We start from the raw sequence: 23,375 nt of genomic DNA, 5'->3' as shown, positions 1-23,375 counted from the left end.
CCAGACCTCGGGCGGGGGCTCTGTCACGTCCTGCGCATGACATCTGTCATCCGGCACTCACGACCGGAGACACTGCCGCGAGCACCCCCGTACGGGCGAATCTTGAGCCATGACGACGACCGCGACGCACACAGCCGCCGCCAGGGACACCGGAGAACCCGGCCCCGTGGTGAGCTTCGAGAACGTGACCAAGAACTACGGCGCCGTCCGGGCGGTGGACGGCCTGACCCTCGAACTCCACCCCGGCGAGACCGTCGCACTCCTGGGCCCCAACGGAGCCGGCAAGTCCTCCACCCTCGACCTGCTGCTCGGCCTGCGCCCCGCCGACTCGGGCTCCGTCCGGCTCTTCGGCACCACCCCGCGCGAGGCCGTCGCGGCCGGCCGGGTCGGCGCGATGCTCCAGAGCGGCGGCCTGATGGAGGACGTGACCGTACGCGAACTCGTCACGCTCGGCTGCTCCCTGCACCCCCGCCCGTACCCGGTGGACGAGGTACTGGCCCGCGCCGGAGTCTCCGAGATCGCCGGCCGCACGGTCAACAAGCTCTCCGGCGGCCAGGAGCAGCGCGTCCGCTTCGCCCTCGCCACCGCGGGACACAACGACCTGATCGTGCTCGACGAGCCGACCACCGGCATGGACGTGACCGCCCGCCAGGCCTTCTGGGCCACGATGCGGGAACAGGCCGCCCAGGGCCGCACGGTGCTCTTCGCCACGCACTACCTGGAGGAGGCGGACGCGATCGCCGACCGGGTGCTGGTACTCAACAAGGGCCGGCTCCTCGCCGACGGCACCGCCGCCGAGATCAAGGCCAAGGCCGGCGCCCGGAAGATCTCCTTCGACCTGGACGGCCACGACGCAGTGGACGAGCAGATGCTCCGCGCCCTGCCCGCCCTCAGGGCCTACGAGCGGCACGGCGCGACCGTGCGGCTCCAGTCCGCCGACGCCGACGCGACCGTCCACGCCGTGTACGCGCTCGGGCTCTACCCCCGCAACCTGGAGGTCGCGGGCCTCGGCCTGGAACAGGCCTTCATCGCCCTCACCGAGGAGGCCACCCAGTGAACGTGCTCATCAAGCTCGAAATCACCCGAGCCCTGCGCAACAAGAAGTACCTCTTCTTCACCGTGCTCTACCCGGCCGCCCTCTTCCTGATGCTCGGCGGCACCCTCGACGGCACCACCAAGGTCATGGGCACCGAACTGACCATGCCCGCCTTCTACATGGTCGCCATGGCCTCCTTCGGAGCCCTGACCGCCGTCCTCATGGGCAACAGCGAGCGCATCGCCAAGGAGCGCGAGAAGGGCTGGGTCCGCCAGCTGCGGCTGACCGCCCTCCCCGGCCGCGGCTACGTCCTCGCCAAGACCGCCAGCGCGGGCGTCCTCTCGCTCCCGTCCATCCTGGTCGTCTTCGCGGTGGCGGCCGCCGTGAAGGACGTACGGTTCGAGGCCTGGCAGTGGCTCGCCCTCACCGGCGCGATCTGGGCCGGCAGCCTGGTCTTCGCCGCGCTCGGCGTGGCCATCGGATACCTGGCCAGCGGGGACAACGTCCGCCCCATCACGATGCTGTTCTACTTCGGCCTGTCGATCCTCGGCGGCCTGTGGATGCCCACGGCCAACTTCCCGCAGTGGCTCCAGACCATCGCGAGCTGGCTCCCCACCCACGCCTACGCGGGCCTCGGCCAGGCCATCGAGCTGGGCGGGGCGCCGCACGCCAAGGACGTGGCGATCCTCGCCGCGTACTTCGTACTGTTCACCGGTGCCGCCGCCTGGCTGTACCGCAAGGACTCACTGAAGGCGTGAACCCGTGGCGCGGACGAAGGAATACGAAGACCGCGCAGACCGGGGCTTCCCCGAGATCGCCAAACGGCCGGAGAGCCGCGGCCAGAAGGTGGTGAAGGCCCTCTGGATCAGCATCTGGCTCTTCTACCTGAGCGCACCCGTCACCGACCTGGTCAGAGGCGGACACGGCCTCGGGGCCCGGCTGCTCGGCGGCCTGGGCCTCGCGGCGTTCGTCGCCTGGTACCTGGTGCTGGTCTTCCGCACCGTCCCGCAGATGGCGGTCCGCCGGGTCCTGCTCTCCGTGGCGGTGCTCGCCACGCAGGCCACGGTCCTGTCGCTGAGCCTGGGCCGCGAATGGCTCGTGCTCTTCGTCTACGTGTCCATCTCCTCGGGCGTCGCGCTGCCCGGGGAGATCTCCCGGTGGACGGTCCCGGGAGCGACCGCCCTGATGACGGCCACGGCCCTCGCGCTCCCGGACGGCGACGCCTACCTGGCGGGCCTGCTGATCCCGGCCCTGATGGGCGGCTTCGCGATGGTCGGCATCCGCGCGATGATCCGTACCACCATCGAACTGCGCGAGGCCCGGGCCACGGTGGCGCAGCTCGCCGCCAACGAGGAACGGCTGCGGATGGCCCGGGACCTGCACGACCTGCTGGGCCACTCGCTGTCGCTGATCACGCTCAAGAGCGAGCTGGCGGGCCGGATGCTGCCCGGGCAGCCGGAGGCCGCCGCCCAGCAGGTGGCGGACATCGAGCGGGTCAGCCGGCAGGCGCTGGTGGACGTACGGGAGGCCGTGAGCGGCTACCGGCGGCCCACCCTGCCGGGCGAACTGGCGGGTGCGCGGACCGCGCTGGCGGCGGCGGGAGTCCTGGTGTCCCTCCCGGCGGAGGAGGTTCCCGGATCCCTCCCGGAGGAGGCGGAATCGGCCCTGGCCTGGTCGCTGCGCGAGGCGGTGACGAACGTGGTCCGCCACAGCGGCGCGAGGAGCTGCGCGATCACACTGGAGGCCCGCCAGACCCTGGCCGGCCGGTTCGTCGAACTGACGGTCTCGGACGACGGCGCGGGCGGCCAGCCGGTACCCGGCAACGGCCTGACAGGCCTGACGGAACGCCTGGAGGCGGTGGGCGGCACCCTCTTGGCCGGTCCCGCCGACAGGACGGGCTTCCGCCTCCAGGCCCGCGTCCCCCTAGGATCGGGATCATGAGCGCACGCCCCATCCGCATCCTCCTGGCGGAGGACCAGTCGATGGTCCGCGAGGCCCTCGCCGCGCTGCTCGGCCTGGAGCCGGACATCGAGGTGCGGGCCCAAGTCGCCCGCGGCGACGAGGTGGTGGCGGCGGCCCGAGCCCACGACGTGAACGTCGCCCTGCTGGACATCGAGATGCCGGGCATGACGGGAATCGAAGCCGCGGCGGCCCTTCGCGCGTCCCTCCCGGCCATCCGGATCGTCATCCTGACGACCTTCGGCCGCCCGGGCTACCTCCGCGGAGCGATGGAGGCGGGCGCCTCGGCGTTCCTGGTCAAGGACGCCCCGGCCGCGCAACTCGCCGACGCAGTACGCAAGGTCCTGGCGGGCGAACGGGTCATCGACCCCACGCTCGCGGCGGCGGCCCTGGCGGAGGGCGCGAACCCGCTGACGGACCGCGAGCGGGAGGTTCTGCGGGCGGCGGAGCACGGCGCGACCAACGCCGAACTGGCGCAACAGCTCAACCTGTCCCCGGGCACGGTCCGCAACTACCTCTCGACGGCGATCCAGAAGCTGGCCTCGCGCAACCGCGCCGAAGCCATCCGCACGGCCCGCGACAAGGGCTGGCTCTAACCACCTCCGCGCCCCTGGGGCTCCGCCCCAGCCCCCGCGCCTCAAACGCCGGCGGGGCTGGAGGTTCGCCTCAAACGCCGGCGGGGCTGGATCTTGCCCGGCGGCAGCCACATCCAGCCCCGCCGGCGTTTGAGGCGCGGGTCTGGGCGGAGCCCGGGAGGCCCGCGCAGCGGGGGTGGGTCAGTTCAGGAGGGCGCGGGCGGAGGTGGCCTCGGCGCGGATGCGGGTCGCCGTCGCGGAGTCCACCGCGTCCACGACGGCCGCGTACGCGTCGAGTTCCGCGGCCCCCTCCTGGAAGGAGCCCCGCTCCACCAGCAGCCGCGCCCGCTCGTACCGCAGCAACGCCGGATGCGACGGCAGCAGCAGCGACAGCTCCACCGCCCACAACGCCACCCCCGAGTGCTCCGGCCGGGCCGACGCCCAGGCCCGGATGTTGTTCAGGATCCGCAGGACGATGTCCAACGTACGGGCCGGCTCCCGCGGCCCCGCCGCCAGCTCCGCCGGCCCCGCGCCCAGCGAGGCGCCCCCCGCGAAGGGGTCCACCACCACCCCCTCCTCCGGATCCCCGAAGCCCACCACGAAGTGCCCCGGCAGCCCCAGCCCGTACACCGGCGCCCCCGCCCGCCGGGCCACCTCCAGCCACACCACCGACAGCAGGATCGGCAGCCCGCGCCGCCGCCGCAGCACCTCGTGCAGCAGCGAGGACGACAGCCTGTCGTAGTCCGCGGGCGTCCCGTGGAAGCCGAGCCTCCCGCCCAGCAGCTCCGTCACCGCCGACGCCCACGCCTTCCCGCCCCGGCCCCGCAGCCCGTACGGCAGCATCCCCGCCAGCCGGTCCAGCTCGATCTGGGCCCAGTCGATGACCCGTTCGTCCACCTCCGGATCCGCCTCGGCCGCCAGCAGCAGGCACAGCAGCGCCAGATCGGGCCGCTCCGACCGAGCCTCCGCCGCGAACTGTTCGCGGAACGAGGAAGTCATTCCGCGGCCCCGGCCCGGTAGTGGTGGTACGCGTGGTGCGTCGCGAAGCCCATCCCGTCGTACAGCCCCCGCGCCCCCGAGTTGTCCGTCTCCACCTGGAGCCACGCCGCCGACGCGCCCTCGTCCAGCGCCTGCCGCGCCAGCGCCGCCATCACCGCCGTCGCCAGACCCTCCCGCCGGTGCGCGGGATCGACCGTCACCGCAGCGAACCCGGCCCACCGGCCGTCCACCACGCACCGCCCGATGGCCCGGCCCCCGGCCAGGGACGCGAACCACACCGACGGCCCCTCCACCAGCATCCGCCTGGCCAGCGCCGGGTCCTTGACCCGCCCGTACCGGCCCAGCCAGGCCTCGTCCGGGGCGCGGGTCAGACGTACGTCCGAAAGGTCCGCGTCCACGTCCGCGATCGGCGCCAGCGCCCCGATGCGGACCTCCGCCGACACCTCGTTCACCCAGCCCCGCCGCTCCAGCTCCGCACACAGCAGCTCCTGCGTGCCCACGGCCCCCGTCGCGGCCTGTACGTACGCCGGAAGCCCGCGTTCCGCGTACCAGGAGGTCACTCGAGCGAGTGCTTCGTCCAACTGCATCCCCGGGTCGCCGAGCGGCAGCACGGAGTTGGCCCGCCGGGTGAATCCACCGGCCGCGCGCAGCGTCCACTCGCCCAGCGGCTCACTCTCCAGCGGCACCCACGCCCGCGCCGTGACCCTCGCCAGCTCCTCGAAAGAGGCCGCCGGACCCCGTCGCCGGGCCGGCGCCGGGGGCACGACCTTGCCCGCGACCAGCGACGATTCCGCGATACGGACGGGCTTGCCGTTCTTCTGTGTGATCAGCAGCACACCCTCGTCCCAGGATGTGAGAACCCCTACCGTGTCGCTGAACTCGGGTGGTCCGCTCCGGTCAAGATCGACCCGCCGTACAGAGACTCGTTTACCCACGTCAGCGGGGGTAATACGGATCTCCAGCAGTCCTCCGGCAGTGATTTCCACAGCTCTGTCCGCCCCTCCTGTTCGGATCGTGCCCGGGAACGGAGATACTAGATGCGGGCATCGACGACGCCGCGCTCCCGCGCGATATGGAAAGCCCTACCGAGGAGGAACGAGAGCGTGACCTACGTCATCGCGGAGCCTTGTGTCGACGTCAAGGACAAGGCGTGCATCGAAGAGTGCCCGGTCGACTGCATCTACGAGGGCCAGCGGTCCTTGTACATCCACCCGGACGAGTGCGTCGACTGTGGTGCGTGTGAGCCGGTCTGCCCGGTCGAGGCCATCTTCTACGAGGACGACACTCCGGAGGAGTGGAAGGACTACTACAAGGCGAACGTCGAGTTCTTCGACGAGCTCGGTTCGCCCGGTGGTGCCTCGAAGCTGGGTCTGATCGAGCGCGACCACCCCTTCATCGCCGCTCTGCCGGCGGACATCAACCCGGCGCACTGACGGGTCCGTCCCGCCCAGCGCGTCCCTCGGTCCCGTACGGCCCCGCCGCCGCACGGGACCGAGGCGTTTGCCCCACCCGCACACCGCAGCACGCACACAGCAGCACGCACACGCAGCACGCACACCCCGGAACGCGAAAAGAGAGCACCGTGGCCGCACTTTCCGCCCGTCTTCCCGCCTTCCCCTGGGACAAGCTGGAGCCGTACAAGGCGACGGCGGCGGCCCACGCGGACGGCATCGTCGACCTGTCGGTCGGCACCCCGGTCGACCCGGTGCCGCAGCTGATCCAGCGCGCCCTGGTCGAGGCCGCCGACTCCCCGGGCTATCCGACGGTGTGGGGCACGGTCGCACTGCGCGACGCGATCACGGGCTGGCTGCGCGGCCGTCTCGGCGCGAGCGCCGTGGGGCACCGCAACGTCCTGCCGGTGGTCGGCTCCAAGGAACTGGTGGCCTGGCTGCCGACCCAGCTGGGTCTGGGGGCCGGCGACAAGGTGGCGTACCCCCGGCTCGCCTACCCGACGTACGAGGTCGGCGCGCGGCTGTGCGGCGCCGAGGCCGTGGTCTACGACGACCCGACCGAGCTCGACCCGGCCGGCCTGAAGCTGCTCTGGCTCAATTCCCCGTCCAACCCCACCGGCAAGGTCATCCCCAAGGAAGACCTCATCCGGATCGTGGCCTGGGCGCGCGAGCACGGGATCCTGGTCTTCAGCGACGAGTGCTACCTGGAACTGGGCTGGGAGGCCGAGCCCGTGTCCGTCCTCCACGACGAGGTGTGCGGCGGGTCCTACGAGGGCCTCGTGGCCGTCCACTCCCTGTCCAAGCGGTCCAACCTGGCCGGCTACCGGGCGGCCTTCGTCGCCGGAGACGCGGACGTGCTCGGCGACCTGCTGGAGATCCGCAAGCACGGCGGCATGATGACCCCCGCCCCGGTCCAGGCGGCCACGGTGGCGGCCCTCGGCGACGACGCCCACGTCGAGGAGCAGCGCGGCCGCTACGCCGCCCGCCGCGAGGCGCTGCGCGCAGCCCTGGAGGCGCACGGATTCCGGATCGAGCACAGCGAGGCCAGCCTCTACCTGTGGGCGACCCGCGACGAGCCCTGCTGGGACACGGTGGCCCACCTCGCCGGGCTGGGCATTCTGGTCGCGCCGGGCGACTTCTACGGGGAGGCGGGCGCGCGGTTCGTGCGGGTCGCCTTCACGGCCACGGACGAGCGGGTCGCGGAGGCGGTCAAGCGGCTCGGCTCGTAACGGTCGGGCCTGACGGCCGGGCCTAAGGGGCGGGCCGCTTGCGCGGAAAAAGCCCGAGGGGGCCGGGAGTTCGTACTCCCGGCCCCCTCGGCGTGCTGCGGCGGAATCAGCCGCCCAGCGGCAGGCCCTGGGTGGGCAGCGCGCCGGTCAGTGTGTCGGTCGGCACTGCGTCGGTCGGCACCGCGTCGGTCGGCAGGCCCTGCGTGGGCAGGCCCTTCGCCGGCAGGCCGGCGAGCAGCGGGCCCGCGGCGCCGGTCAGCTCTCCCGGGACGGCCTGGGTTGCGGTGTCGGTGGCTCCGGCGGCCGCGGTCTCACCGGTGCCCACCACGTCGCCCGTGGCGTCCGGTGCGGTGAGCGCGCCCAGCTGCGGCACGGACTCCAGGCCCGCGGCGCTGGCCGCGCCGGCCGCACCGACCACGGGAGCTGCCCCGGCTGCGAGCAGCAGCGCGGCACGGGCGATCCGACGGGTCAGGGGGAGGGACATGTTGCTCCTAAGCGGTAGCGGCTGAGTACGCCGTGTACAACCGCTCGAGGGGCGGGCGAGGTTGCGGAGCCGGTGGGTAAAGGATCAGTAACGCATCGTTTAATCGGCTTCCGCGACAACCTCATTGGACGGCGCCGACCAGGCATTCCACCGTTCCCGGGCCCTCGGGGGGCTCTGCCGGGCGACCCCCGTGCGGGGGATGTCCCGCACACCCGAGCGGGCTCCCGGCCCGGGGGCGGTTCATCGGCGGCTCAGCGGTGCACGAAGATCCGTACGGCTTCGTCTCCGGCGTTGTGGGGGTCCCCGTCGCCGGACTTGCCGATTCCGCCCTTGGCCTGCCACTGCCCCTTCGCCTCGCCGGCCACCCAGGCCCGGGAGGCGTACGAGACCCGGGCGATGCCCATGGACCGCGAGTGGGCGACCGCCCAGTGGGCGAGCGCCCCCGCACGGCGCGTCTCGGTGTCGTCGCCGGTCTGCCTCAGCGGCAGGTTGATCTCCGCTTCCTTGATCTTCCCGCCCGCGCCCGCGCCCGCGGCCGTGCCCGTGCCCGCGCCCCCGCCCCCGCCCGCGTCCTCGGTCCGGGAGGGCTCGCCGTTGTTGCCCGACAGCAGCTTCTTGCCGAAAATCCGGACCAGCTCGGTCCGCACCTTCTCCGGATCGCCCGGCGTGCTCGGCGCGGGGCCGCCGCACGTCAGGGCGCCGCGGCCGCCGAAGGCCGCCGTCACGACCATCGCGTCCGGCTCGTGCTTCGCGTAGGCCTGCGGGAAGCCGCTGCGCTGCACCTTCTGCGCGGCCACCGTCAACGGGAGCCGCGAGTACCCCGGGACCTCGACCAGCCGGTCGTAGAAGATCCCGGACGAGTACACCGGGTCCCTGATCTGGTCCGGCGTGCCCCAGCCCTGCGAGGGGCGCTGCTGGAAGAGGCCGAGCGAGTCCCGGTCGCCGTGGTTGAGGTTGCGCAGCCCCGACTCCTGCATCGCGGTTGCCAGAGCGATGGTCACGGCCCGCTCCGGCAGGCCCTTGGAGACGCCGACGGCGGCTATCGTCGCCGCGTTCGACGCCTGCTCGGGGGACATGTCGTAGGACTCGCGAGTGCCGCCCTTGCCGGACGCGTCGGCTCCGGTGAGCACGCTGGCCGTGCAGTGCGGGGCACCGCCGCCGTCGTTCGAGTCGTACTGCGCGGCGAAATAGCCGATGACGGCGAGCAGTACGAGCAGACCGGCGGCCTTGCGGAACGGCCGGCGGCGCCGAGGACGGCGTCGAGGACGGGAGTGATCGCTCTGGGACACGCGGCCCACCGTACTTGAGCCATATGACGCGTCCACCGGCCGGACGCACCGGGCTTCGTCACAGCCCGGGGCGTTAGGGTCAGGAGCATGTCCGATTCCGAGCTGGACCTCACCCTGGACGCCGCCGAGCTGACCGCCCGGCTCGTCGACATCCCTTCCGTGAGCGGCGACGAGAAGGTCCTCGCCGACCTGGTGGAAAGCGCGCTGCGCGGCCTGCCGCACCTCACGGTGGACCGCTACGGCAACAACATCGTGGCCCGTACGCACCTCGGCCGCGCCGAGCGCGTCGTCCTCGCCGGCCACCTCGACACGGTGCCGATCGCCGACAACGTGCCGTCCCGCCTCGACGAGAACGATGTCCTGTGGGGCTGCGGCACGACGGACATGAAGTCCGGTGTCGCCGTACAGCTGCGGATCGCCGCGACCGTGACCGAGCCGAACCGGGACCTCACCTTCGTCTTCTACGACCAGGAGGAGGTCGCCGCCGACCTCAACGGCCTCGGCAAGGTCGCCGAAGCCCACCCCGACTGGCTGACCGGCGACTTCGCGGTGCTGCTGGAGCCGTCGAACGCCGAGGTCGAGGGCGGCTGCCAGGGCACCCTGCGCGTCCTGCTCCGCACGAGGGGCGAGCGCGCCCACTCCGCGCGCAGCTGGATGGGCTCCAACGCCATCCACGCGGCGAGCCCGATCCTGGCCAGGCTCGCGGCGTACGAGGCCCGCAAGCCGGTCATCGACGGCCTGGAGTACCACGAGGGCCTCAACGCGGTCCGCATCGAGGGCGGCGTCGCCAACAACGTCATCCCCGACGCCTGCACGGTGACGGTCAACTACCGCTTCGCCCCCGACCGCACCGTGGACGACGCGATCGCTCACGTCCGGGAGGTCTTCGCGGACTGCGGCGTCGAGGAGTTCGTGGTCGACGACCTCTCGGGCGGCGCCCTCCCCGGCCTCTCCCACCCGGCGGCCGCGGCCTTCATGGAGTCGGTCGGCGGCCGCGCGATGCCGAAGTTCGGCTGGACGGACGTGTCCCGCTTCAGCGCCCTGGGCGTCCCGGCGGTCAACTACGGCCCGGGCGACGCCCTGCTGGCCCACAAGGTCGACGAGCGCGTCGAGACGAAGGCCATCCTGCACTGCGAGGAACGGCTCCGCGTCTGGCTGACCACCTGAATTCCGCTTGCGGTCACGTTTGTGCGCCTACCCTGATCCAACGATCAGCAGGAGGGAGCACATTATGGGCAACCACCGCAATCCCGACGGGTCCGCTCGTCGTCGGCCGGAGGAGCAGCAGCTCGGACCGGTGCTGCGCAGGCGGAGCCAGGTGCAGGCGGGCAGCACGACGGACCAGCGGCTGCTGGATTCGGCCGGGCCCTCCGAGTGGGTGCACACCGATCCCTGGCGGGTCCTGCGCATCCAGTCGGAGTTCATCGAGGGCTTCGGCACGCTGGCGGAGCTGCCGCCGGCGATCAGCGTGTTCGGATCGGCCCGTACTCCGGCCGGCTCGCCGGAGTACGAGGCGGGCGTACGGATCGGGCACGCCCTGGTCGACGCCGGTTTCGCGGTGATCACGGGCGGCGGCCCGGGCGCGATGGAGGCGGCCAACAAGGGCGCCCGCGAGGCGAACGGCATCTCCGTCGGGCTGGGCATCGAGCTGCCCTTCGAGCAGGGGCTCAACGAGCACGTGGACCTCGGGCTGAACTTCCGGTACTTCTTCGTCCGCAAGACGATGTTCGTGAAGTACAGCCAGGGCTTCGTCGTCCTGCCGGGCGGGCTGGGCACGCTGGACGAGATGTTCGAGGCCCTGACCCTGGTCCAGACGCAGAAGATCACCCGGTTCCCGATCGTGCTGTTCGGCACGGAGTACTGGAGCGGGCTGATCGACTGGCTGAAGAACACGGTGATCGCCCAGGGCAAGGCCTCGGAGCGCGACCTCTACCTGTTCCACGTCACGGACGACGTGGACGAGGCCATCGCGCTGGTGACGAAGGAAGTCGGCAAGTAGCCGCCGCGCCGCGTACGAGCCCCCGGCGGCCGGCTCCGGCCGTCGGGGGCATGGGCTCAGGCGAGTCCGCGGCGGGCGACGGCCGGGGGGCGGTGGCCCTGGATGGACGCCACCATGTCCAGGAGCCCCTTTTTCACGCCGCTCTCGCGCGGTTCGGCGCCGGGGCGCCTCTCCGGCTTCGAGTGGCTGCGCCGGCCTCCGGCCGTCGGGTGGTGGGTTCAGGCGAGGCCGCGGCGGGCGACGGCCGGGGGGCGGTGGCCCTGGATGGACGCCACCATGTCCAGGACCTGCCTGGTCTCGGCGACTTCGTGGACGCGGTAGACCTGCGCGCCCAGCCAGGCCGAGACCGCCGTGGTGGCCAGGGTGCCCAACAGGCGCTCCTTGACCGGCATGTCGAGGGTCTCGCCGACGAAGTCCTTGTTGGACAGGGAGACCAGGACCGGCCAGCCCGTCTCCGTCATCTCGCCCAGCCGGCGGGTGGCCTCCAGGGAGTGGCGGGTGTTCTTCCCGAAGTCGTGGCCCGGGTCGATCATGATGGCGTCCCGGCGGACCCCCAGCGAGACCGCCCGTTCGGCCAGGCCGAGCGTAACCCGCAGGATGTCGGCCATGACGTCCTCGTACGCGATCCGGTGCGGCCGGGTGCGCGGCTCGACCTCGCCCGCGTGGGTGCAGACCAGGCCGGCGCCGTAGCGGGCGGCGACCTCCGCCAGCTTCGGGTCCACCCCGCCCCACGCGTCGTTCAGGAGGTCGGCTCCGGCCTCGCAGACCGCCTCGCCGACCTCGTGCCGCCAGGTGTCCACGCTGATCACGACGTCCGGGTGGCGTCGCCGGACCTCGGCCACGAAGCCGACCGTGCGCCGGGCCTCCTCGACCGCGTCCACGTGCTCGCCCGGGCCCGCCTTGACCCCGCCGATGTCGATGATCGCGGCGCCTTCGGCCACCGCCTGCTCGACCCGGTCCAGCGCGGGCTCGTCGCGGAAGGTCGCGCCCTGGTCGTAGAAGGAGTCCGGAGTCCGGTTCACGATGGCCATGATCACCGGCTCGTGGGTGTCGAACTCGCGCCTGCCCAGTCGCAGCATCCCGTTCTTTCCTCCTCCGGCGGCCCTCGCGCCTCGCCTGCGACCTTAACCTGGTGCTTGGAGTGGGCCGCAGTCTCTCAGGGAGTTGATCGTGTTCTGGTTCTTGCTGATCGCGCTGGTCGTGGTCGTCGCCGCCGTCACCCTCGCGGTGGTCGGCGGCGGGTCGGAGGCCGTGCTGCCCGAGGCGGAGCCGGACCGGGTCGCCGACGCGCTGCCGGAGACCCGGCCGGTGGTGCGGGCGGACATCGACGCGCTGCGGCTGCCCGTCGCGCCGCGCGGGTACCGGATGGCCGAGGTGGACGACGTACTGGAGCGCCTGGCGGCCGAGCTGGCCGAGAGGGACGCCCGGATCGCGCAGCTGGAGGCGTCGGCGCAGGCCCCTCAGGACGCGGTGCCGGCGCGGCCGGACCTGACGAAGCGGCCGGGCCAGTGACGGCCCTCCTCGGCCCGGACGGAGGGCTGCGCTGCCCGTGGGCGCTGTCCACGGAGGACTACATCGCCTACCACGACACGGAGTGGGGCCGTCCGGTCCACGGGGACGACGCCCTCTACGAGCGGCTGTGCCTGGAGGCCTTCCAGTCCGGGCTGTCCTGGCTGACGATCCTGCGCCGTCGCGAGGCGTTCCGGACGGCCTTCTCCTCCTTCGAGATCGCCGCGGTCGCGGAGTTCGACGACCGGGACGCGGAGCGCCTGCTGGCGGACGAGGGGATCATCCGGAACCGGGCGAAGATCGCGGCGACGCTCGCCAACGCCAAGGTCCTGGCCGGATGGGAGCCGGGGGAGCTGGACACGCTGATCTGGTCCCACGCCCCGGAGCCGGGCCGGGCCCCGAAGTCGATCGCCGACGTCCCGGCGGTCACCCCGGAGTCCGCGGCCCTCTCCAAGGCCCTCAAGAAGGCCGGCATCCGCTTCGTCGGCCCCACCACGGCCTACGCCCTGATGCAGGCCTGCGGCCTCGTCAACGACCACCTGGCCACCTGCGTCTCCCGCGAGCCGGCCGTCGGGCCCGCCCGCCTCGCGGGCCACTGACCTCCCCGGCCCGCCACCTCCAGCCCCGCGGCGCCACCCTCCAGCCCCGCCGGCGTTTGAGGCGCGGGGTCTGGGGCGGAGCCCCAGGGAACGGTGGAAGGGCGGGTAGGGGACAGAGCCCCGGTACCGGGAGGACCGGGAGGCCGCCCGGGCCGGGCCGGGCCTCCGACGGGCCCGCCCGCCCGGGGACCGGGATCAGCGGCCCAGATACTTCGGCGGCTGCTTCGCAAGGAACGCCTGGACGGCGATCGAGTGGTCCTCGGACGCCCCGGCACGGGTCTGGAGGACGTCCTCGCGGGCCAGCGCCTCCGGAAGCGAGTGGGAGGCCCCGTACGCCAGGGACTCCTTCAGCGCCGCGTACGCGACCGTCGGCCCCGAGGCCAGGGCGCGGGCCACCGACTCCGCCTCCGCGGCCAGCGAGTCCGCCGGCACCAGCCGGTTCGCGATGCCGAGCTCGTACGCCTCCTGCGCCTTGATCGAGCGCGGGAACAGCAGCAGGTCGGCGGCCCGCGAGGCACCGATCAGCCGCGGCAGGGTCCACGAGATCCCCGAGTCCGCGGTCAGCGCCACCCCGACGAACGAGGTGTTGAAGGACGCGGTCTCGGCGACGACCCGGTAGTCCGCCGCCAGGGCGAATCCGAAGCCGGCCCCCGCCGCGACGCCGTTCACGCCCGCCACCACCGGCTTCGGCATCTCGGTGAGTGCCCGCACGATGGGGTTGTAGTGGTCGGCGACCGTGCTCATCGTCAGCGAGGAGCCGCCCTCGCGGTCCGCCGCCAGGTTCCCGATGTGCTCCTTGAGGTCCTGGCCGACGCAGAAGGCCCGGTTCCCGGCGGCGGTCAGCAGCACGGCCCGTACGTCCGTGTCCTCGCCCGCCGCCTGGACCGCGTCGCGCAGCGCGACCTTGGCCTCCGTGTTCATCGCGTTCATCGCGTCGGGACGGTTGATCGTGATGGTGGCGAGTCCGTCGGTCACTTCGTAGAGCACGCTGTCGGCCATGGCAGGGGGTCCCCCTTCGTCGCAGGCTTCGCTACCGGCCGGTACCGGCCGGTGCAAGGGCCAGCATGGCGGACCGGAACGCGACCGGACATGTGATGTGCGTCAAAGAAAGCGGACGGCGCGGCGGCTGCGCGGTGGCGAAGTATCGCAGGCGGGTCCCCGAAATGAGTGGTTTTGGTCAAGCGCGTTGCAGAAGCGTTCCCCGCCGATGTTGGTCATCGGGTCCTGACATGCGGGATAATGGCCGGGAAGCAATGTGTTCGATGCCGGGTATTAGGCGCCTGAACGGGGCCGTCGGCTGACGATGAGCTGGTTTCAGGAAGGGGAACGAGCATGGCGGCCATGAAGCCGCGGACGGGCGACGGCCCGCTCGAGGTCACCAAGGAGGGGCGGGGCATCGTCATGCGCGTACCGCTCGAGGGCGGCGGTCGGCTTGTCGTCGAGCTGACTCCGGACGAGGCGGACGCCCTGGGTGACGCCCTGAAGAAGGTCGTCGGCTGAACCGTCGGCACCAACTGAAGACTCTGCGCTGCCCCGGCTGCTCATCGCATCCGGGGCAGCGTTGTTTTTTCCGTTCCCCCGCCGACGGGACGGGCCTCAGCGCCGCACCGCGCACAGCAGGCCGTCCCCCACCGGGAGCAGGGCGGCCTCCAGCGCCGGGCTCTCGCGGACGCTGCGCAGCAGCTCGCGGACGCGGAGCACCTCCACCGGCTGGGCGGCGGAATCGACCGTGCGGCCGTCGGAGAAGACTCCCTCGAAACACACCAGGCCGCCGGGCCGCAGCAGGCGCAACGATTCGGCGAGGTAGTCGAGGGACTCGGTCGGGTCCCCGTCGCAGAACACGAGGTCGTACCCGCCGTCCGCGAGCCGGGGGAGTACGTCGAGCGCTCGGCCGGGGATGAAGCGGGCGCGGTTGCCCGCGAAGCCGGCGGCGCGGAAGGCCTGGCGGGCGAAGGCCTGCCGGTCCGCCTCGGGATCCACGGTGGTGAGCACCCCGTCGGGGCGCATCCCGTGCAGGAGGTGGATGCCGGAGACCCCGGTTCCGGTACCGATCTCGGCGACCGCCTTGGCGTCCGCGGTCGCGGCGAGCAGGCGCAGCGCGGCGCCGGTGCCGGGGGAGACGGAGCGCAGGCCCGCTTCCCTGGACCGGTCGCGGGCCCATCGCAGAGCGTCGTCCTCGGCGACAAACGCGTCGGCGAACGCCCAGCTCGTCTGCCGGTTGCCGCTAATGACCCTCTCCTGTCCCCATAGTTGGCGCAACGGTGACTGTATCCGTTGACGTCGGGAACCCGCAGATGGGACCGGGCGTTGTGAGGGGTAGACGCCGGATGGATGAGGGATAGACAGGGACGGTGCCGGGCAGAACGCCGGTCCGGGGCCGCTCTGGGGCGTAAGACCCGTGCAAAGTTACTGCAAAAATGCTTATCCAGAGCTGACGGAGGGGGTGGCTATGGTAGGGACTCCACTGGACACCACCAGAGCCGATAGGGGAGGTGCGGCTGCGCCTGTGGATCGTGGAGGCGTTCTGAGACGCCTCTTCTGGTCGGCGGGTGAGCTGAAATCCGTGACCAACATTGCTGACCGCTTCCACACCGCGACCGCAACCACCGCGACCTTCGCCGCCGATGCGGGCTCCCAGGCGTGGACCCCTCCTTCATGGGAGGAGATCGTCAGCACGCACAGTGCGCGGGTCTACCGCCTTGCCTACCGTCTGACGGGTAACCAGCACGACGCCGAGGACCTGACGCAGGAAGTCTTCGTCCGCGTCTTCCGCTCGCTGTCCACGTACACGCCCGGCACGTTCGAGGGCTGGCTGCACCGGATCACCACGAACCTGTTCCTGGACATGGTCCGCCGCAAGCAGCGGATCCGGTTCGACGCGCTCGCGGACGACGCCGCCGAGCGGCTGCCCAGCCGTGAGCCGTCCCCCCAGCAGGTGCTCCACGACACCCACTTCGACGCGGATGTGCAGCAGGCGCTGGACACCCTCGCGCCCGAGTTCCGCGCGGCCGTGGTGCTGTGCGACATCGAGGGCCTGTCCTACGAGGAGATCGCCGCCACGCTCGGCGTGAAGCTCGGCACCGTGCGCAGCCGTATCCACCGAGGCCGCTCGCACCTGCGCAAGGCGCTCAAGCACCGGTCTCCCGCGGCCCGTGCGGAGCAGCGTGCGCTGGCAGGCGTGGCCTTGGGCGCTCCGGGCGCCGGGGGAGAGGGCGGAGCCGAGTGAGCGGAGTCAGTCCGTCCCCCGCCGAACAGCACCTGGGCGACCGGCTCGCCGCCCTGGTGGACGGGGAGCTCAGTCATGACGTGCGCGAGCGGGTCCTGGCCCATCTGGCGACGTGTCCCAAGTGCAAGGCCGAGGCCGATGCGCAGCGCCGTCTGAAGAGCCTGTTCGTGGAGAGTGCGCCGCCGCCGCTGTCCGCGGGGCTGCTGGCCCGGCTGCAGGGCCTGCCGGGCGGGAGTCTCGACGGCTCCTCCGGCCCCCCGGGTCCGGGCGGGTCAGTCGGCTCGGGCGGGTCAGTCGGCCCTGGCGGGTCAGTCCGTCCGGTGGGTTCGCCGGGGGCCGATCCCTTCGCCTCCTTCGGGTACGCCGTTCCGGTCTCCCCCCGGGAGGGCTTCCGGATCCATGAGGTGGGCCGGTCCCGGCGCCGCTTCGCGTTCGTCGCGGCGGGAGCCGTGTCGCTGGCCGCGATCGCCCTCGGCGGATCGCTGCCGATCGATGCCGTCGACCCGAACGCGCGGGGCGAGGTCCCCGCTTCGCAGCCCGGCCCCGCCGTGTCCGTGGCCGATGCGGCCGTCCGCGACCGTATGCCCAGCCCCGGCGGTGTCCCCAGCCTGCGCACCCCGGGCCCGCAGCCTCCCGTCACCCCGTCGGCGCCTGCCTCGGCCCGGCCGGTCTCCCTGTCCCGCTGACGCGCCCCCACCGGCATTCCGGTTCGGGGGCGGAGCCCCCGGCCGGGACGGGACCTGGTTGAATCGGCGGCAGATGCGCCGCCAGGCGGTGCGCCAGGTACGCGGGGAGCGCCCATGTCCGACAGTCAGCAGACCGATCCGGCTCCGCGGTGGTGGAGCCGGCCCGAGGGGCTGGCGGACGTGCGCCGCGAGGGAGTTCCGGCCCCGCGGCCGGAGACCGGGGCGGCCCCTGCCGAAGTCGCCGCCGAAGTCGCCGCCGCCCCCGAAGCCCCCGCCGGGGCCGCCGAGGGCGACACCGCCGGGGAGGCCGAGCAGCCTCACGCCGGCCCCCACGCCGACCCCGAGCCGCGCTACGACCCCTGGGGCGTGGCCCCCTTGCAGGCCGTGGACACCGGCAAGCCGGGCCGTGGGATCCGCATGCGGCACGTGGTGGCCATCAGCGTGGGCTCCGCCGTGCTCGCCGGCGGCATCGGCGGATACGTCGGAGTGCTCGCCGAGCGCCAGAGCAGCACCCGGCTGGAGCTTCCGCAGGCCGGGGTGGAGAGCAAGGGCCGGGCCCCCGAGAGCGTGGCCGGGATCGCGGCCACCGCACTGCCCGGGGTGGTCACCCTGCACGTCAGCGGCGGCGGCAGCAGCGCCACCGGAACCGGCTTCGTACTGGACCCTCAGGGCCACATCCTGACCAACAACCACGTGGTCGCCGGCGCCAAGAAGATAACGGTCACCTTCAGCACCGGCGAGAGCGTGACCGCCGAGCTCGTGGGCCGGGACAGCGGCTACGACCTGGCCGTGGTCAAGGTCACCGGCGTACGGGGACTCCAGCCGCTCACGCTCGGGAACTCCGAGAACGTGAAGGTCGGTGACCCGGTGGTGGCCATCGGCGCGCCCTTCGACCTCTCCAACACCGTCACCGCCGGCATCATCAGCGCCACCGGGCGGCCCATCACCGCGGGCGGCGACAAGGGCGACGGCAGCGACATCAGCTACGTCGACGCCCTCCAGACCGACGCCCCCATCAACCCCGGCAACTCCGGCGGCCCGCTCCTCGACGCCAAGGCCCGCGTCATCGGCATCAACAGCGCGATCCGCGGAGCGGACAAGCAGGAGGACTCCGACCGGCAGGGCGGCAGCATCGGCCTCGGCTTCGCCATCCCCATCAACCAGGGCAAGCGCGTCGCCGAGGAGCTCATCCGTACCGGCCGCGCCACGCACCCCGTCATCGGGGTCACCCTGGACATGCAGTACACCGGCGACGGAGCCCGGGTCGCCGCCAAGGGCGAGGACGGCAGATCGTCCGTCGTCGCCGGCGGCCCCGGGGCCAGCGCCGGGATCAAGCCGGGCGATGTGATCACCAAAGTGGACGGCGCGCGCGTGCACGGTGGCGACGAGCTGATCATCAAGATCAGGGCCCACCGCCCGGGCGACCGGCTGAGCCTCACGGTGCTCCGTGAGGGCCGGGAGCGGACCCTGGAAATGGTGCTCGGTTCGGCGAACGGATCATGACGGCGGGGTGAAACCGCCGCGGAGTCAGTACGCGTGTATGGGCCCGGCGGTAACGACGGGTACCGTTGTCCGGGCCGGAAGTGAAGTGAGTCGAGGAGCGGCAAGGTGTTCAACGACATAGGCGGCCTCGAGCTGGTCACGATCGTGGTGCTCGCCATTCTGGTCTTCGGTCCCGACAAGCTGCCCAAGGTCATTCAGGACGTAACGGGCGTCATCCGGAAGATCCGTGCGTTCTCGGACAGTGCGAAGCAGGACATCCGCTCCGAACTCGGCCCGGAATTCAAGGACTTCGAGTTCGAGGACCTGAACCCCAAAACCTTCATCCGCAAGCAGCTCGGCGAGAACGAGGACCTCAAGGAGATCCGCAGCAGCTTTGATCTCCGCAAGGAGCTGAACGACGTCACCGACGCCGTCAACAGCAGGGAGCCGGAGCCGTCTCCGTCCGCCGCCGGCACTTCTTCCGGGTCCACCTCCGGCGCCACCTCCGCACCCGCCGCCACCGGTCCGGACCTGCTGAAGAAGCCCGCCGCCCCGGCCGCCGAGCAGCGCACCCCGTTCGACGCCGACGCCACCTGAGTTCACGCCTGCCCGGCGATCCGGGGTCGGATGGCTATCCTCTCCATCTGTCCGGATGCAGGACGCCCGAGGGGGGCGGGCCGTTCCGGACCCCACGGAACGAGAGGCCGCTCAGATGGAGACGACGAGCAGTAGCCGGGTAGGGGCGCAACCCGCCGAAGCACCCGCCCCTGCCGACGCACCGCCGCAGACAGCACCCCCACAGCCTTCGCAGTCCCAGGACGGCACGCCGGTCCCGGCAGCCCGCCGGGCGGCCGAGAGGTTCCTGGCGGCGGACTTCCCCTGGTACGGGCTGGATGGGGCCTTCACCGGCCCCCGCTGGCTCATGCAGGTGGGCACCGGCGCCGACGGCACCGTGGAGCACGGCTCCACCGGCCACGGCGACGAGCCCTCCGCGCGCGGCGAGATCGCCACCGGTGAGAAGGAGCGCTTCGCGGTGGTCATCACCGTCGCCAGCAATCCGCTCCGCCGCAGCGGCGACGGCACCGGCGTCCTGGAGGCCACCTCGGTCTCCTCGGCGGCCTGGCTGGCCGGCTCCGGGCTGCTGGCCTACAGCTGGCCCGGCCAGATGGACCACACCCTGCGCGACGACTGGCTCGACCAGCAGACCGAGGCCGCGTGGGAACTCGCCGACGACCTGACCGGTGAGGACTGGTCGACGCTGTCGCTCCCGGTCGACGGGGAGCCGACGACGTTCCACTACCGCGAGTCGGAGTTTGGCTGGGTGCTTGCCGGGACCGCCTCCGGTGGCGTGTACCTGGGGGCGTACGGGCGGGGGATGAGCGCGTACGGGCTGGGGTTCTCGGTCATCGGCGACCTGACGGCGTACGAGTAGACGTACCGGGGTACGGGAAAGGGCACCGCCGGTCGGCGGTGCCCTTCACGCTGTGCGGCCAGGTGCGGCCAGGTGTGGGCCGATGGCCGGTGTGGCCGCCGTTCCGCCCCGCGGAACGAATGCCTACCTGGCTAGAACTTGTTCCGCGGAGTGATCCCCAGCGACATGCCCGAGAGGCCACGGGCGCGGCCGCCCAGCTTGCCCGCGATGGAGCGCAGTGCCGCGCCGGCCGGAGAGTCCGGGTCGGAGAGCACGACGGGCTTGCCCTCGTCGCCGCCCTCGCGCAGCCGGACGTCGATCGGGATGGAGCCCAGCACCGGGACCGTCGCGCCGACCGTCTTGGTGAGGCCGTCGGCGACCTTCTGGCCACCGCCCGAGCCGAACACGTCGACCATCTCGTCGCAGTGCGGGCACGGCAGCCCGGACATGTTCTCGACCACGCCGACGATCTTCTGGTGGGTCTGCACGGCGATCGAGCCGGCCCGCTCGGCCACCTCGGCCGCGGCCTGCTGCGGGGTCGTGACCACCAGGATCTCGGCGTTCGGCACCAGCTGGGCCACCGAGATCGCGATGTCGCCCGTACCCGGCGGCAGGTCCAGCAGCAGCACGTCCAGGTCGCCCCAGAAGACATCGGCCAGGAACTGCTGAAGCGCCCGGTGCAGCATCGGCCCGCGCCACACCACCGGCGCGTTGCCCGGGGTGAACATGCCGATGGAGATGACCTTCACGCCGTGCGCCGACGGCGGCATGATCATGTTCTCGACCTGGGTCGGGCGGCCGTCCACGCCCAGCATGCGCGGCACGCTGTGCCCGTAGATGTCCGCGTCGACGACGCCGACCTTCAGGCCGTCCGCCGCCATCGCCGCGGCCAGGTTGACGGTGACCGAGGACTTGCCGACGCCGCCCTTGCCGGAGGCGACCGCGTACACACGGGTCAGCGACCCCGGCTTGGCGAAGGGCACCTCGCGCTCGGCGGTGCCGCCGCGCAGCGAGGCCGCGAGCTCCTTGCGCTGCTCGTCGCTCATCACGTCCAGGGAGACCTCGACCGAGGTGACGCCCGCGACCTTCTCGACGGCCTCGGTGACGTTCTTGGTGATGGTCTCGCGCATGGGACAGCCCGACACCGTGAGGTAGACCGTGACGGCGACCGCGCCGCCGTCGCCGATCTCCACCGATTTGACCATGCCGAGCTCGGTGATCGGCCGGTGGATCTCGGGGTCGTTCACCGTCGCCAGCGCGTCCAGGATCGCGTCCTGCTCGGGCACGGCGGCGGAGCTTGTGTCGGTAGCCATGCCCCGATGGTACGGCTCGGTAGCGTCCCCCAGGAAAGGCCGCTAGCGGTCGCCTTCGTCACTCTTGAGCGGGAATAGACGACGCTCGTCCATCTCCTTGATCAAGTCCTGGAACTCGGACCTGATCCAGTCGCGCGTCGCGACCTCGCCCAGGCCCATGCGCAAGGAGGCGATCTCCCGGGTCAGGTACTCGGTGTCGGCGATGGAGCGCTCGTTCTGCTTGCGGTCCTGCTCCAGATTGACGCGGTCCCGGTCGTCCTGCCGGTTCTGCGCGAGCAGGATCAGCGGAGCGGCGTAGGAGGCCTGGAGCGACAGCATCAGCGTCAGGAAGATGAACGGGTACTGGTCGAACCGCAGGTCGTCCGGCGCGAAGATGTTCCACAGCACCCACACGATGATGACCAGCGTCATCCAGACGATGAACCGGCCCGTGCCGAGGAACCGCGCCACCCGCTCCGACAGCCGACCGAAGGCCTCCGGGTCGTACTCGGGCAGCAGCGACCGGCGCGGCGCCCGAGGCTGGTCCAGCCGGGCCCGCGAGCGCGTCAGCGCGCTCGACCCGGTCGCCATGCCGCTCTTCGCGCGCTCGCTGCGCACCCGCTCGGCGGCCCGCTCGGCGGCCTCCTCCAGCCCGTGCTCGCGCGCGAGCAGCCGGGCCTGCTCGCGCCGCTCCCGGATCTGCTCCCGGCGCCGTTCGCGCGCCTGGTCGCCGCGCCCGCGCTCAGTGGCCACTCACGGCCTCCTCGGAATGGAAGTCCTTCTCCCGCCAGTCGTCCGGCAGCAGGTGGTCGAGTACGTCGTCCACGGTCACCGCGCCCAGCAGCGAGCCGCTCTCGTCGACCACCGGCACCGCCACCATGTTGTACGCGGCGAGATAGCTGGTCACCACCGGAAGTGAGGCATCCGGCCGCAGCGGCGGCAGGTCCGTGTCCACGATCGAGCTGACCAGCGTGAACGGCGGGTCGCGCAGCAGCCGCTGGAAGTGGACCGTGCCCAGGTACTTGCCCGTCGGCGTCTCGTCCGGCGGCCGGCACACGTACACCTGCGCCGCCAGCGCCGGCGACAGGTCCGACTGCCGTACGCGCGCCAGCGCGTCCGCGACCGTGGCGTCCGGCCGCAGCACGATCGGCTCGGTGGTCATCAGACCGCCCGCCGTGCGCTCCTCGTACGCCATCAGGCGCCGCACGTCCGCCGCCTCATCCGGCTGCATCAGCGTCAGCAGCCGCTCCTTGTCGTCCTCCGGCAGCTCGGACAGCAGGTCGGCCGCGTCGTCCGGGTCCATCGCCTCCAGGACGTCGGCCGCGCGCTCCTCCTTCAGCTTGCCGAGGATCTCCACCTGCTCGTCCTCGGGCAGCTCCTCCATGACGTCCGCCAGCCGGTCGTCGTCGAGGGCGTTGGCCACCTCGGCGCGCCGCTTCGGCGTCAGGTGGTGCAGTACGTTCGCCACGTCGGCCGGGCGCATCTGCTCGAAGGTGGCCACCAGGCTCTCGGCGCCCTGCCCGTGCTCCTCCAGCGAGAAGCCGGTCACCGCCGACCACTCCACCGTGAGCGTCTCGCCGCGCCGGCGCAGCGCCCCCGACTTGCCCTTCCGTACGAAGATCCGGTCGATCTCCCAGTCCCGGCGGGCCGGCAGCTGCTGGATGGCCACGTCGAGGACGGTGACCTCCTCGTCCGTCGCGGTCAGCTTCACCCGGCGGTCCAGCAGTTCACCGAGGACCAGCCGCTCGGTGGGGCGCTGTTCGAAGCGCCGCATGTTGACCACGCCCGTGGTGATGACCTGCCCGGACTCCACGCCCGTCACCCGGGTCATGGGAAGGAAGATCCGGCGCCGGCTGACCACCTCGACCACCAGGCCCAGCAGCCGCGGCGGGCGGCCTCCGACGCGCAGCATCGCGACGAGGTCGCGGACGCGGCCGACCTGGTCGCCGTTGGGGTCGAAGACGGGCACACCCGACAGATGCGAGACGAAGATGCGCGGGGCGCCAGCAACCATCCGAGCGCCTCCTAGAGCATCGATCACCAGTCCTGCCGCCCCTCAGGCTAGCCCGTGCCGCGGACAACTGCCCTGGTGGGGCGGTCCGCACGGGCGTGCCCCCGAGCCACCGCGGGCGGGCCGCGGCGGCCCGTC

General features: G+C 72.2%; 26 protein-coding genes. 16 read left to right on the top strand and 10 right to left on the bottom strand.

The window, feature by feature from the left end:
- The first annotated feature begins 109 nt into the window (after window positions 1-109).
- The 4 genes from J7I97_RS15655 to J7I97_RS15640 are packed head-to-tail and all read left to right on the top strand — an operon-like array spanning window position 110 to window position 3,591.
- Window positions 110-1,057 (top strand): ABC transporter ATP-binding protein, encoded by a 948-nt coding sequence (locus tag J7I97_RS15655; RefSeq protein WP_214935244.1) that lies wholly within the window; start codon window positions 110-112, stop codon window positions 1,055-1,057.
- The gene (locus J7I97_RS15650; RefSeq protein ID WP_214935242.1) at window positions 1,054-1,794 is read left to right on the top strand and encodes an ABC transporter permease; all 741 of its coding nucleotides are present in this window, start codon (window positions 1,054-1,056) and stop codon (window positions 1,792-1,794) included. Before J7I97_RS15655 ends, J7I97_RS15650 begins: the two co-directional genes overlap by 4 nt.
- 4 nt (window positions 1,795-1,798) lie before the next feature.
- Window positions 1,799-2,977, top strand: coding sequence for a sensor histidine kinase (locus tag J7I97_RS15645; protein WP_308363752.1), 1,179 nt, complete (start codon window positions 1,799-1,801; stop codon window positions 2,975-2,977).
- Window positions 2,974-3,591: a response regulator transcription factor gene (locus J7I97_RS15640; RefSeq protein WP_214935240.1), complete on the top strand. Its 618-nt coding sequence runs from the start codon at window positions 2,974-2,976 to the stop codon at window positions 3,589-3,591. Before J7I97_RS15645 ends, J7I97_RS15640 begins: the two co-directional genes overlap by 4 nt.
- Window positions 3,592-3,771: 180 nt before the next feature.
- On the opposite strand, the gene J7I97_RS15635 is transcribed toward J7I97_RS15640, so the two are convergent.
- Window positions 3,772-4,569: a transglutaminase-like domain-containing protein gene (locus tag J7I97_RS15635; protein WP_214935238.1), complete on the bottom strand. Its 798-nt coding sequence runs from the start codon at window positions 4,567-4,569 to the stop codon at window positions 3,772-3,774.
- The gene (locus J7I97_RS15630) at window positions 4,566-5,555 is read right to left on the bottom strand and encodes a GNAT family N-acetyltransferase (RefSeq protein WP_214935236.1); all 990 of its coding nucleotides are present in this window, start codon (window positions 5,553-5,555) and stop codon (window positions 4,566-4,568) included. The genes J7I97_RS15635 and J7I97_RS15630 overlap by 4 nt, the downstream gene beginning before the upstream one ends.
- Before the next feature lie 117 nt (window positions 5,556-5,672).
- On the opposite strand from J7I97_RS15630, the gene fdxA reads away from it, so the two are divergent.
- Both fdxA and dapC read left to right on the top strand, forming a co-directional pair.
- Window positions 5,673-6,002: a ferredoxin gene (gene fdxA, locus J7I97_RS15625; RefSeq protein ID WP_214935234.1), complete on the top strand. Its 330-nt coding sequence runs from the start codon at window positions 5,673-5,675 to the stop codon at window positions 6,000-6,002.
- A gap of 149 nt (window positions 6,003-6,151) precedes the next feature.
- Window positions 6,152-7,249: a succinyldiaminopimelate transaminase gene (gene dapC, locus J7I97_RS15620; RefSeq protein ID WP_214935232.1), complete on the top strand. Its 1,098-nt coding sequence runs from the start codon at window positions 6,152-6,154 to the stop codon at window positions 7,247-7,249.
- Between the two features lie 106 nt (window positions 7,250-7,355).
- On the opposite strand, the gene J7I97_RS15615 is transcribed toward dapC, so the two are convergent.
- Both J7I97_RS15615 and J7I97_RS15610 read right to left on the bottom strand, forming a co-directional pair.
- Entirely contained in the window at window positions 7,356-7,733 is a 378-nt protein-coding gene (locus tag J7I97_RS15615; protein ID WP_214935231.1) for an ATP-binding protein, read from the bottom strand.
- A gap of 251 nt (window positions 7,734-7,984) precedes the next feature.
- Window positions 7,985-9,022 carry a hypothetical protein gene (locus J7I97_RS15610; protein ID WP_214935229.1) on the bottom strand — a complete coding sequence of 346 codons (1,038 nt, stop codon included), beginning with the start codon at window positions 9,020-9,022 and terminating at the stop codon, window positions 7,985-7,987.
- An 87-nt stretch (window positions 9,023-9,109) separates the two neighbouring features.
- Between J7I97_RS15610 and dapE the strand changes: the two genes are divergently transcribed.
- Window positions 9,110-10,189 (top strand): succinyl-diaminopimelate desuccinylase, encoded by a 1,080-nt coding sequence (gene dapE / locus J7I97_RS15605; protein ID WP_214935227.1) that lies wholly within the window; start codon window positions 9,110-9,112, stop codon window positions 10,187-10,189.
- 64 nt (window positions 10,190-10,253) lie between these two features.
- Window positions 10,254-11,021, top strand: a complete 768-nt coding sequence (locus J7I97_RS15600; protein ID WP_214935224.1) for a TIGR00730 family Rossman fold protein — start codon at window positions 10,254-10,256, stop codon at window positions 11,019-11,021.
- Window positions 11,022-11,239: 218 nt separating this feature from the next.
- Here J7I97_RS15600 and folP read toward each other — a convergent pair whose 3' ends face one another.
- The gene (folP, locus tag J7I97_RS15595; RefSeq protein WP_214935222.1) at window positions 11,240-12,100 is read right to left on the bottom strand and encodes a dihydropteroate synthase; all 861 of its coding nucleotides are present in this window, start codon (window positions 12,098-12,100) and stop codon (window positions 11,240-11,242) included.
- Window positions 12,101-12,185: 85 nt separating this feature from the next.
- Between folP and J7I97_RS15590 the strand changes: the two genes are divergently transcribed.
- Together J7I97_RS15590 and J7I97_RS15585 are read left to right on the top strand one after the other, a co-directional pair.
- Entirely contained in the window at window positions 12,186-12,533 is a 348-nt protein-coding gene (locus J7I97_RS15590; RefSeq protein ID WP_214935220.1) for a DivIVA domain-containing protein, read from the top strand.
- Window positions 12,530-13,129, top strand: a complete 600-nt coding sequence (locus J7I97_RS15585; RefSeq protein WP_214935218.1) for a DNA-3-methyladenine glycosylase I — start codon at window positions 12,530-12,532, stop codon at window positions 13,127-13,129. Before J7I97_RS15590 ends, J7I97_RS15585 begins: the two co-directional genes overlap by 4 nt.
- Window positions 13,130-13,324: 195 nt before the next feature.
- Here J7I97_RS15585 and J7I97_RS15580 read toward each other — a convergent pair whose 3' ends face one another.
- A complete protein-coding gene (locus tag J7I97_RS15580) occupies window positions 13,325-14,128 on the bottom strand; it encodes an enoyl-CoA hydratase/isomerase family protein (protein ID WP_214935216.1) in 804 nt (267 codons plus the stop codon).
- Window positions 14,129-14,461: 333 nt separating this feature from the next.
- On the opposite strand from J7I97_RS15580, the gene J7I97_RS15575 reads away from it, so the two are divergent.
- On the top strand, window positions 14,462-14,629 hold the full coding sequence (locus J7I97_RS15575; RefSeq protein WP_003966491.1) for a DUF3117 domain-containing protein: 168 nt from the start codon (window positions 14,462-14,464) through the stop codon (window positions 14,627-14,629).
- Window positions 14,630-14,725: 96 nt separating this feature from the next.
- On the opposite strand, the gene J7I97_RS15570 is transcribed toward J7I97_RS15575, so the two are convergent.
- The gene (locus J7I97_RS15570; protein WP_214935214.1) at window positions 14,726-15,388 is read right to left on the bottom strand and encodes an O-methyltransferase; all 663 of its coding nucleotides are present in this window, start codon (window positions 15,386-15,388) and stop codon (window positions 14,726-14,728) included.
- 190 nt (window positions 15,389-15,578) lie between these two features.
- Here J7I97_RS15570 and sigE point away from each other — a divergent pair, with 190 nt between their 5' ends.
- The 5 genes from sigE to J7I97_RS15545 all read left to right on the top strand — a co-directional run bounded on the left by sigE (window position 15,579) and on the right by J7I97_RS15545 (window position 19,955).
- On the top strand, window positions 15,579-16,355 hold the full coding sequence (gene sigE, locus J7I97_RS15565; protein WP_214935212.1) for an RNA polymerase sigma factor SigE: 777 nt from the start codon (window positions 15,579-15,581) through the stop codon (window positions 16,353-16,355).
- Window positions 16,352-17,041 carry a zf-HC2 domain-containing protein gene (locus tag J7I97_RS15560; protein WP_214935209.1) on the top strand — a complete coding sequence of 230 codons (690 nt, stop codon included), beginning with the start codon at window positions 16,352-16,354 and terminating at the stop codon, window positions 17,039-17,041. The genes sigE and J7I97_RS15560 overlap by 4 nt, the downstream gene beginning before the upstream one ends.
- A 114-nt stretch (window positions 17,042-17,155) precedes the next feature.
- Entirely contained in the window at window positions 17,156-18,544 is a 1,389-nt protein-coding gene (locus tag J7I97_RS15555) for a S1C family serine protease (RefSeq protein ID WP_214935207.1), read from the top strand.
- 105 nt (window positions 18,545-18,649) lie between these two features.
- Window positions 18,650-19,120, top strand: coding sequence for a sec-independent translocase (locus tag J7I97_RS15550; protein WP_214935205.1), 471 nt, complete (start codon window positions 18,650-18,652; stop codon window positions 19,118-19,120).
- Between the two features lie 115 nt (window positions 19,121-19,235).
- Entirely contained in the window at window positions 19,236-19,955 is a 720-nt protein-coding gene (locus J7I97_RS15545; protein ID WP_214935203.1) for a hypothetical protein, read from the top strand.
- 131 nt (window positions 19,956-20,086) lie between these two features.
- Here J7I97_RS15545 and J7I97_RS15540 read toward each other — a convergent pair whose 3' ends face one another.
- From J7I97_RS15540 to J7I97_RS15530, 3 genes are all read right to left on the bottom strand, one after another.
- Window positions 20,087-21,247 carry an Mrp/NBP35 family ATP-binding protein gene (locus tag J7I97_RS15540; protein WP_251049768.1) on the bottom strand — a complete coding sequence of 387 codons (1,161 nt, stop codon included), beginning with the start codon at window positions 21,245-21,247 and terminating at the stop codon, window positions 20,087-20,089.
- Between the two features lie 42 nt (window positions 21,248-21,289).
- On the bottom strand, window positions 21,290-21,817 hold the full coding sequence (locus tag J7I97_RS15535) for a DUF1003 domain-containing protein (RefSeq protein WP_214935297.1): 528 nt from the start codon (window positions 21,815-21,817) through the stop codon (window positions 21,290-21,292).
- Between the two features lie 151 nt (window positions 21,818-21,968).
- Window positions 21,969-23,240 carry a magnesium transporter MgtE N-terminal domain-containing protein gene (locus J7I97_RS15530; RefSeq protein ID WP_214935201.1) on the bottom strand — a complete coding sequence of 424 codons (1,272 nt, stop codon included), beginning with the start codon at window positions 23,238-23,240 and terminating at the stop codon, window positions 21,969-21,971.
- Window positions 23,241-23,375 lie beyond the last annotated feature (135 nt).

Source organism: Streptomyces sp. ISL-87 (assembly GCF_018614095.1).
In the GTDB taxonomy this organism is placed as follows: Bacteria; Actinomycetota; Actinomycetes; order Streptomycetales; family Streptomycetaceae; genus Streptomyces.
Note: the sequence above shows the minus strand (reverse complement) of the source record. Positions and strands in the feature narration are given on the sequence as shown.

Coding starts and splice junctions, on each gene's coding strand:
- J7I97_RS15655 (WP_214935244.1), top strand. CDS start 110: ATGACGACGACCGCGACGCACACAGCCGCCGCCAGGGACACCGGAGAA.
- J7I97_RS15640 (WP_214935240.1), top strand. CDS start 2,974: ATGAGCGCACGCCCCATCCGCATCCTCCTGGCGGAGGACCAGTCGATG.
- J7I97_RS15635 (WP_214935238.1), bottom strand. CDS start 4,569: ATGACTTCCTCGTTCCGCGAACAGTTCGCGGCGGAGGCTCGGTCGGAG.
- J7I97_RS15615 (WP_214935231.1), bottom strand. CDS start 7,733: ATGTCCCTCCCCCTGACCCGTCGGATCGCCCGTGCCGCGCTGCTGCTC.
- dapE (WP_214935227.1), top strand. CDS start 9,110: ATGTCCGATTCCGAGCTGGACCTCACCCTGGACGCCGCCGAGCTGACC.
- J7I97_RS15600 (WP_214935224.1), top strand. CDS start 10,254: ATGGGCAACCACCGCAATCCCGACGGGTCCGCTCGTCGTCGGCCGGAG.
- folP (WP_214935222.1), bottom strand. CDS start 12,100: ATGCTGCGACTGGGCAGGCGCGAGTTCGACACCCACGAGCCGGTGATC.
- J7I97_RS15580 (WP_214935216.1), bottom strand. CDS start 14,128: ATGGCCGACAGCGTGCTCTACGAAGTGACCGACGGACTCGCCACCATC.
- J7I97_RS15575 (WP_003966491.1), top strand. CDS start 14,462: ATGGCGGCCATGAAGCCGCGGACGGGCGACGGCCCGCTCGAGGTCACC.
- sigE (WP_214935212.1), top strand. CDS start 15,579: ATGGTAGGGACTCCACTGGACACCACCAGAGCCGATAGGGGAGGTGCG.
- J7I97_RS15555 (WP_214935207.1), top strand. CDS start 17,156: ATGTCCGACAGTCAGCAGACCGATCCGGCTCCGCGGTGGTGGAGCCGG.
- J7I97_RS15545 (WP_214935203.1), top strand. CDS start 19,236: ATGGAGACGACGAGCAGTAGCCGGGTAGGGGCGCAACCCGCCGAAGCA.
- J7I97_RS15540 (WP_251049768.1), bottom strand. CDS start 21,247: ATGGCTACCGACACAAGCTCCGCCGCCGTGCCCGAGCAGGACGCGATC.
- J7I97_RS15535 (WP_214935297.1), bottom strand. CDS start 21,817: ATGGCGACCGGGTCGAGCGCGCTGACGCGCTCGCGGGCCCGGCTGGAC.
- J7I97_RS15530 (WP_214935201.1), bottom strand. CDS start 23,240: ATGGTTGCTGGCGCCCCGCGCATCTTCGTCTCGCATCTGTCGGGTGTG.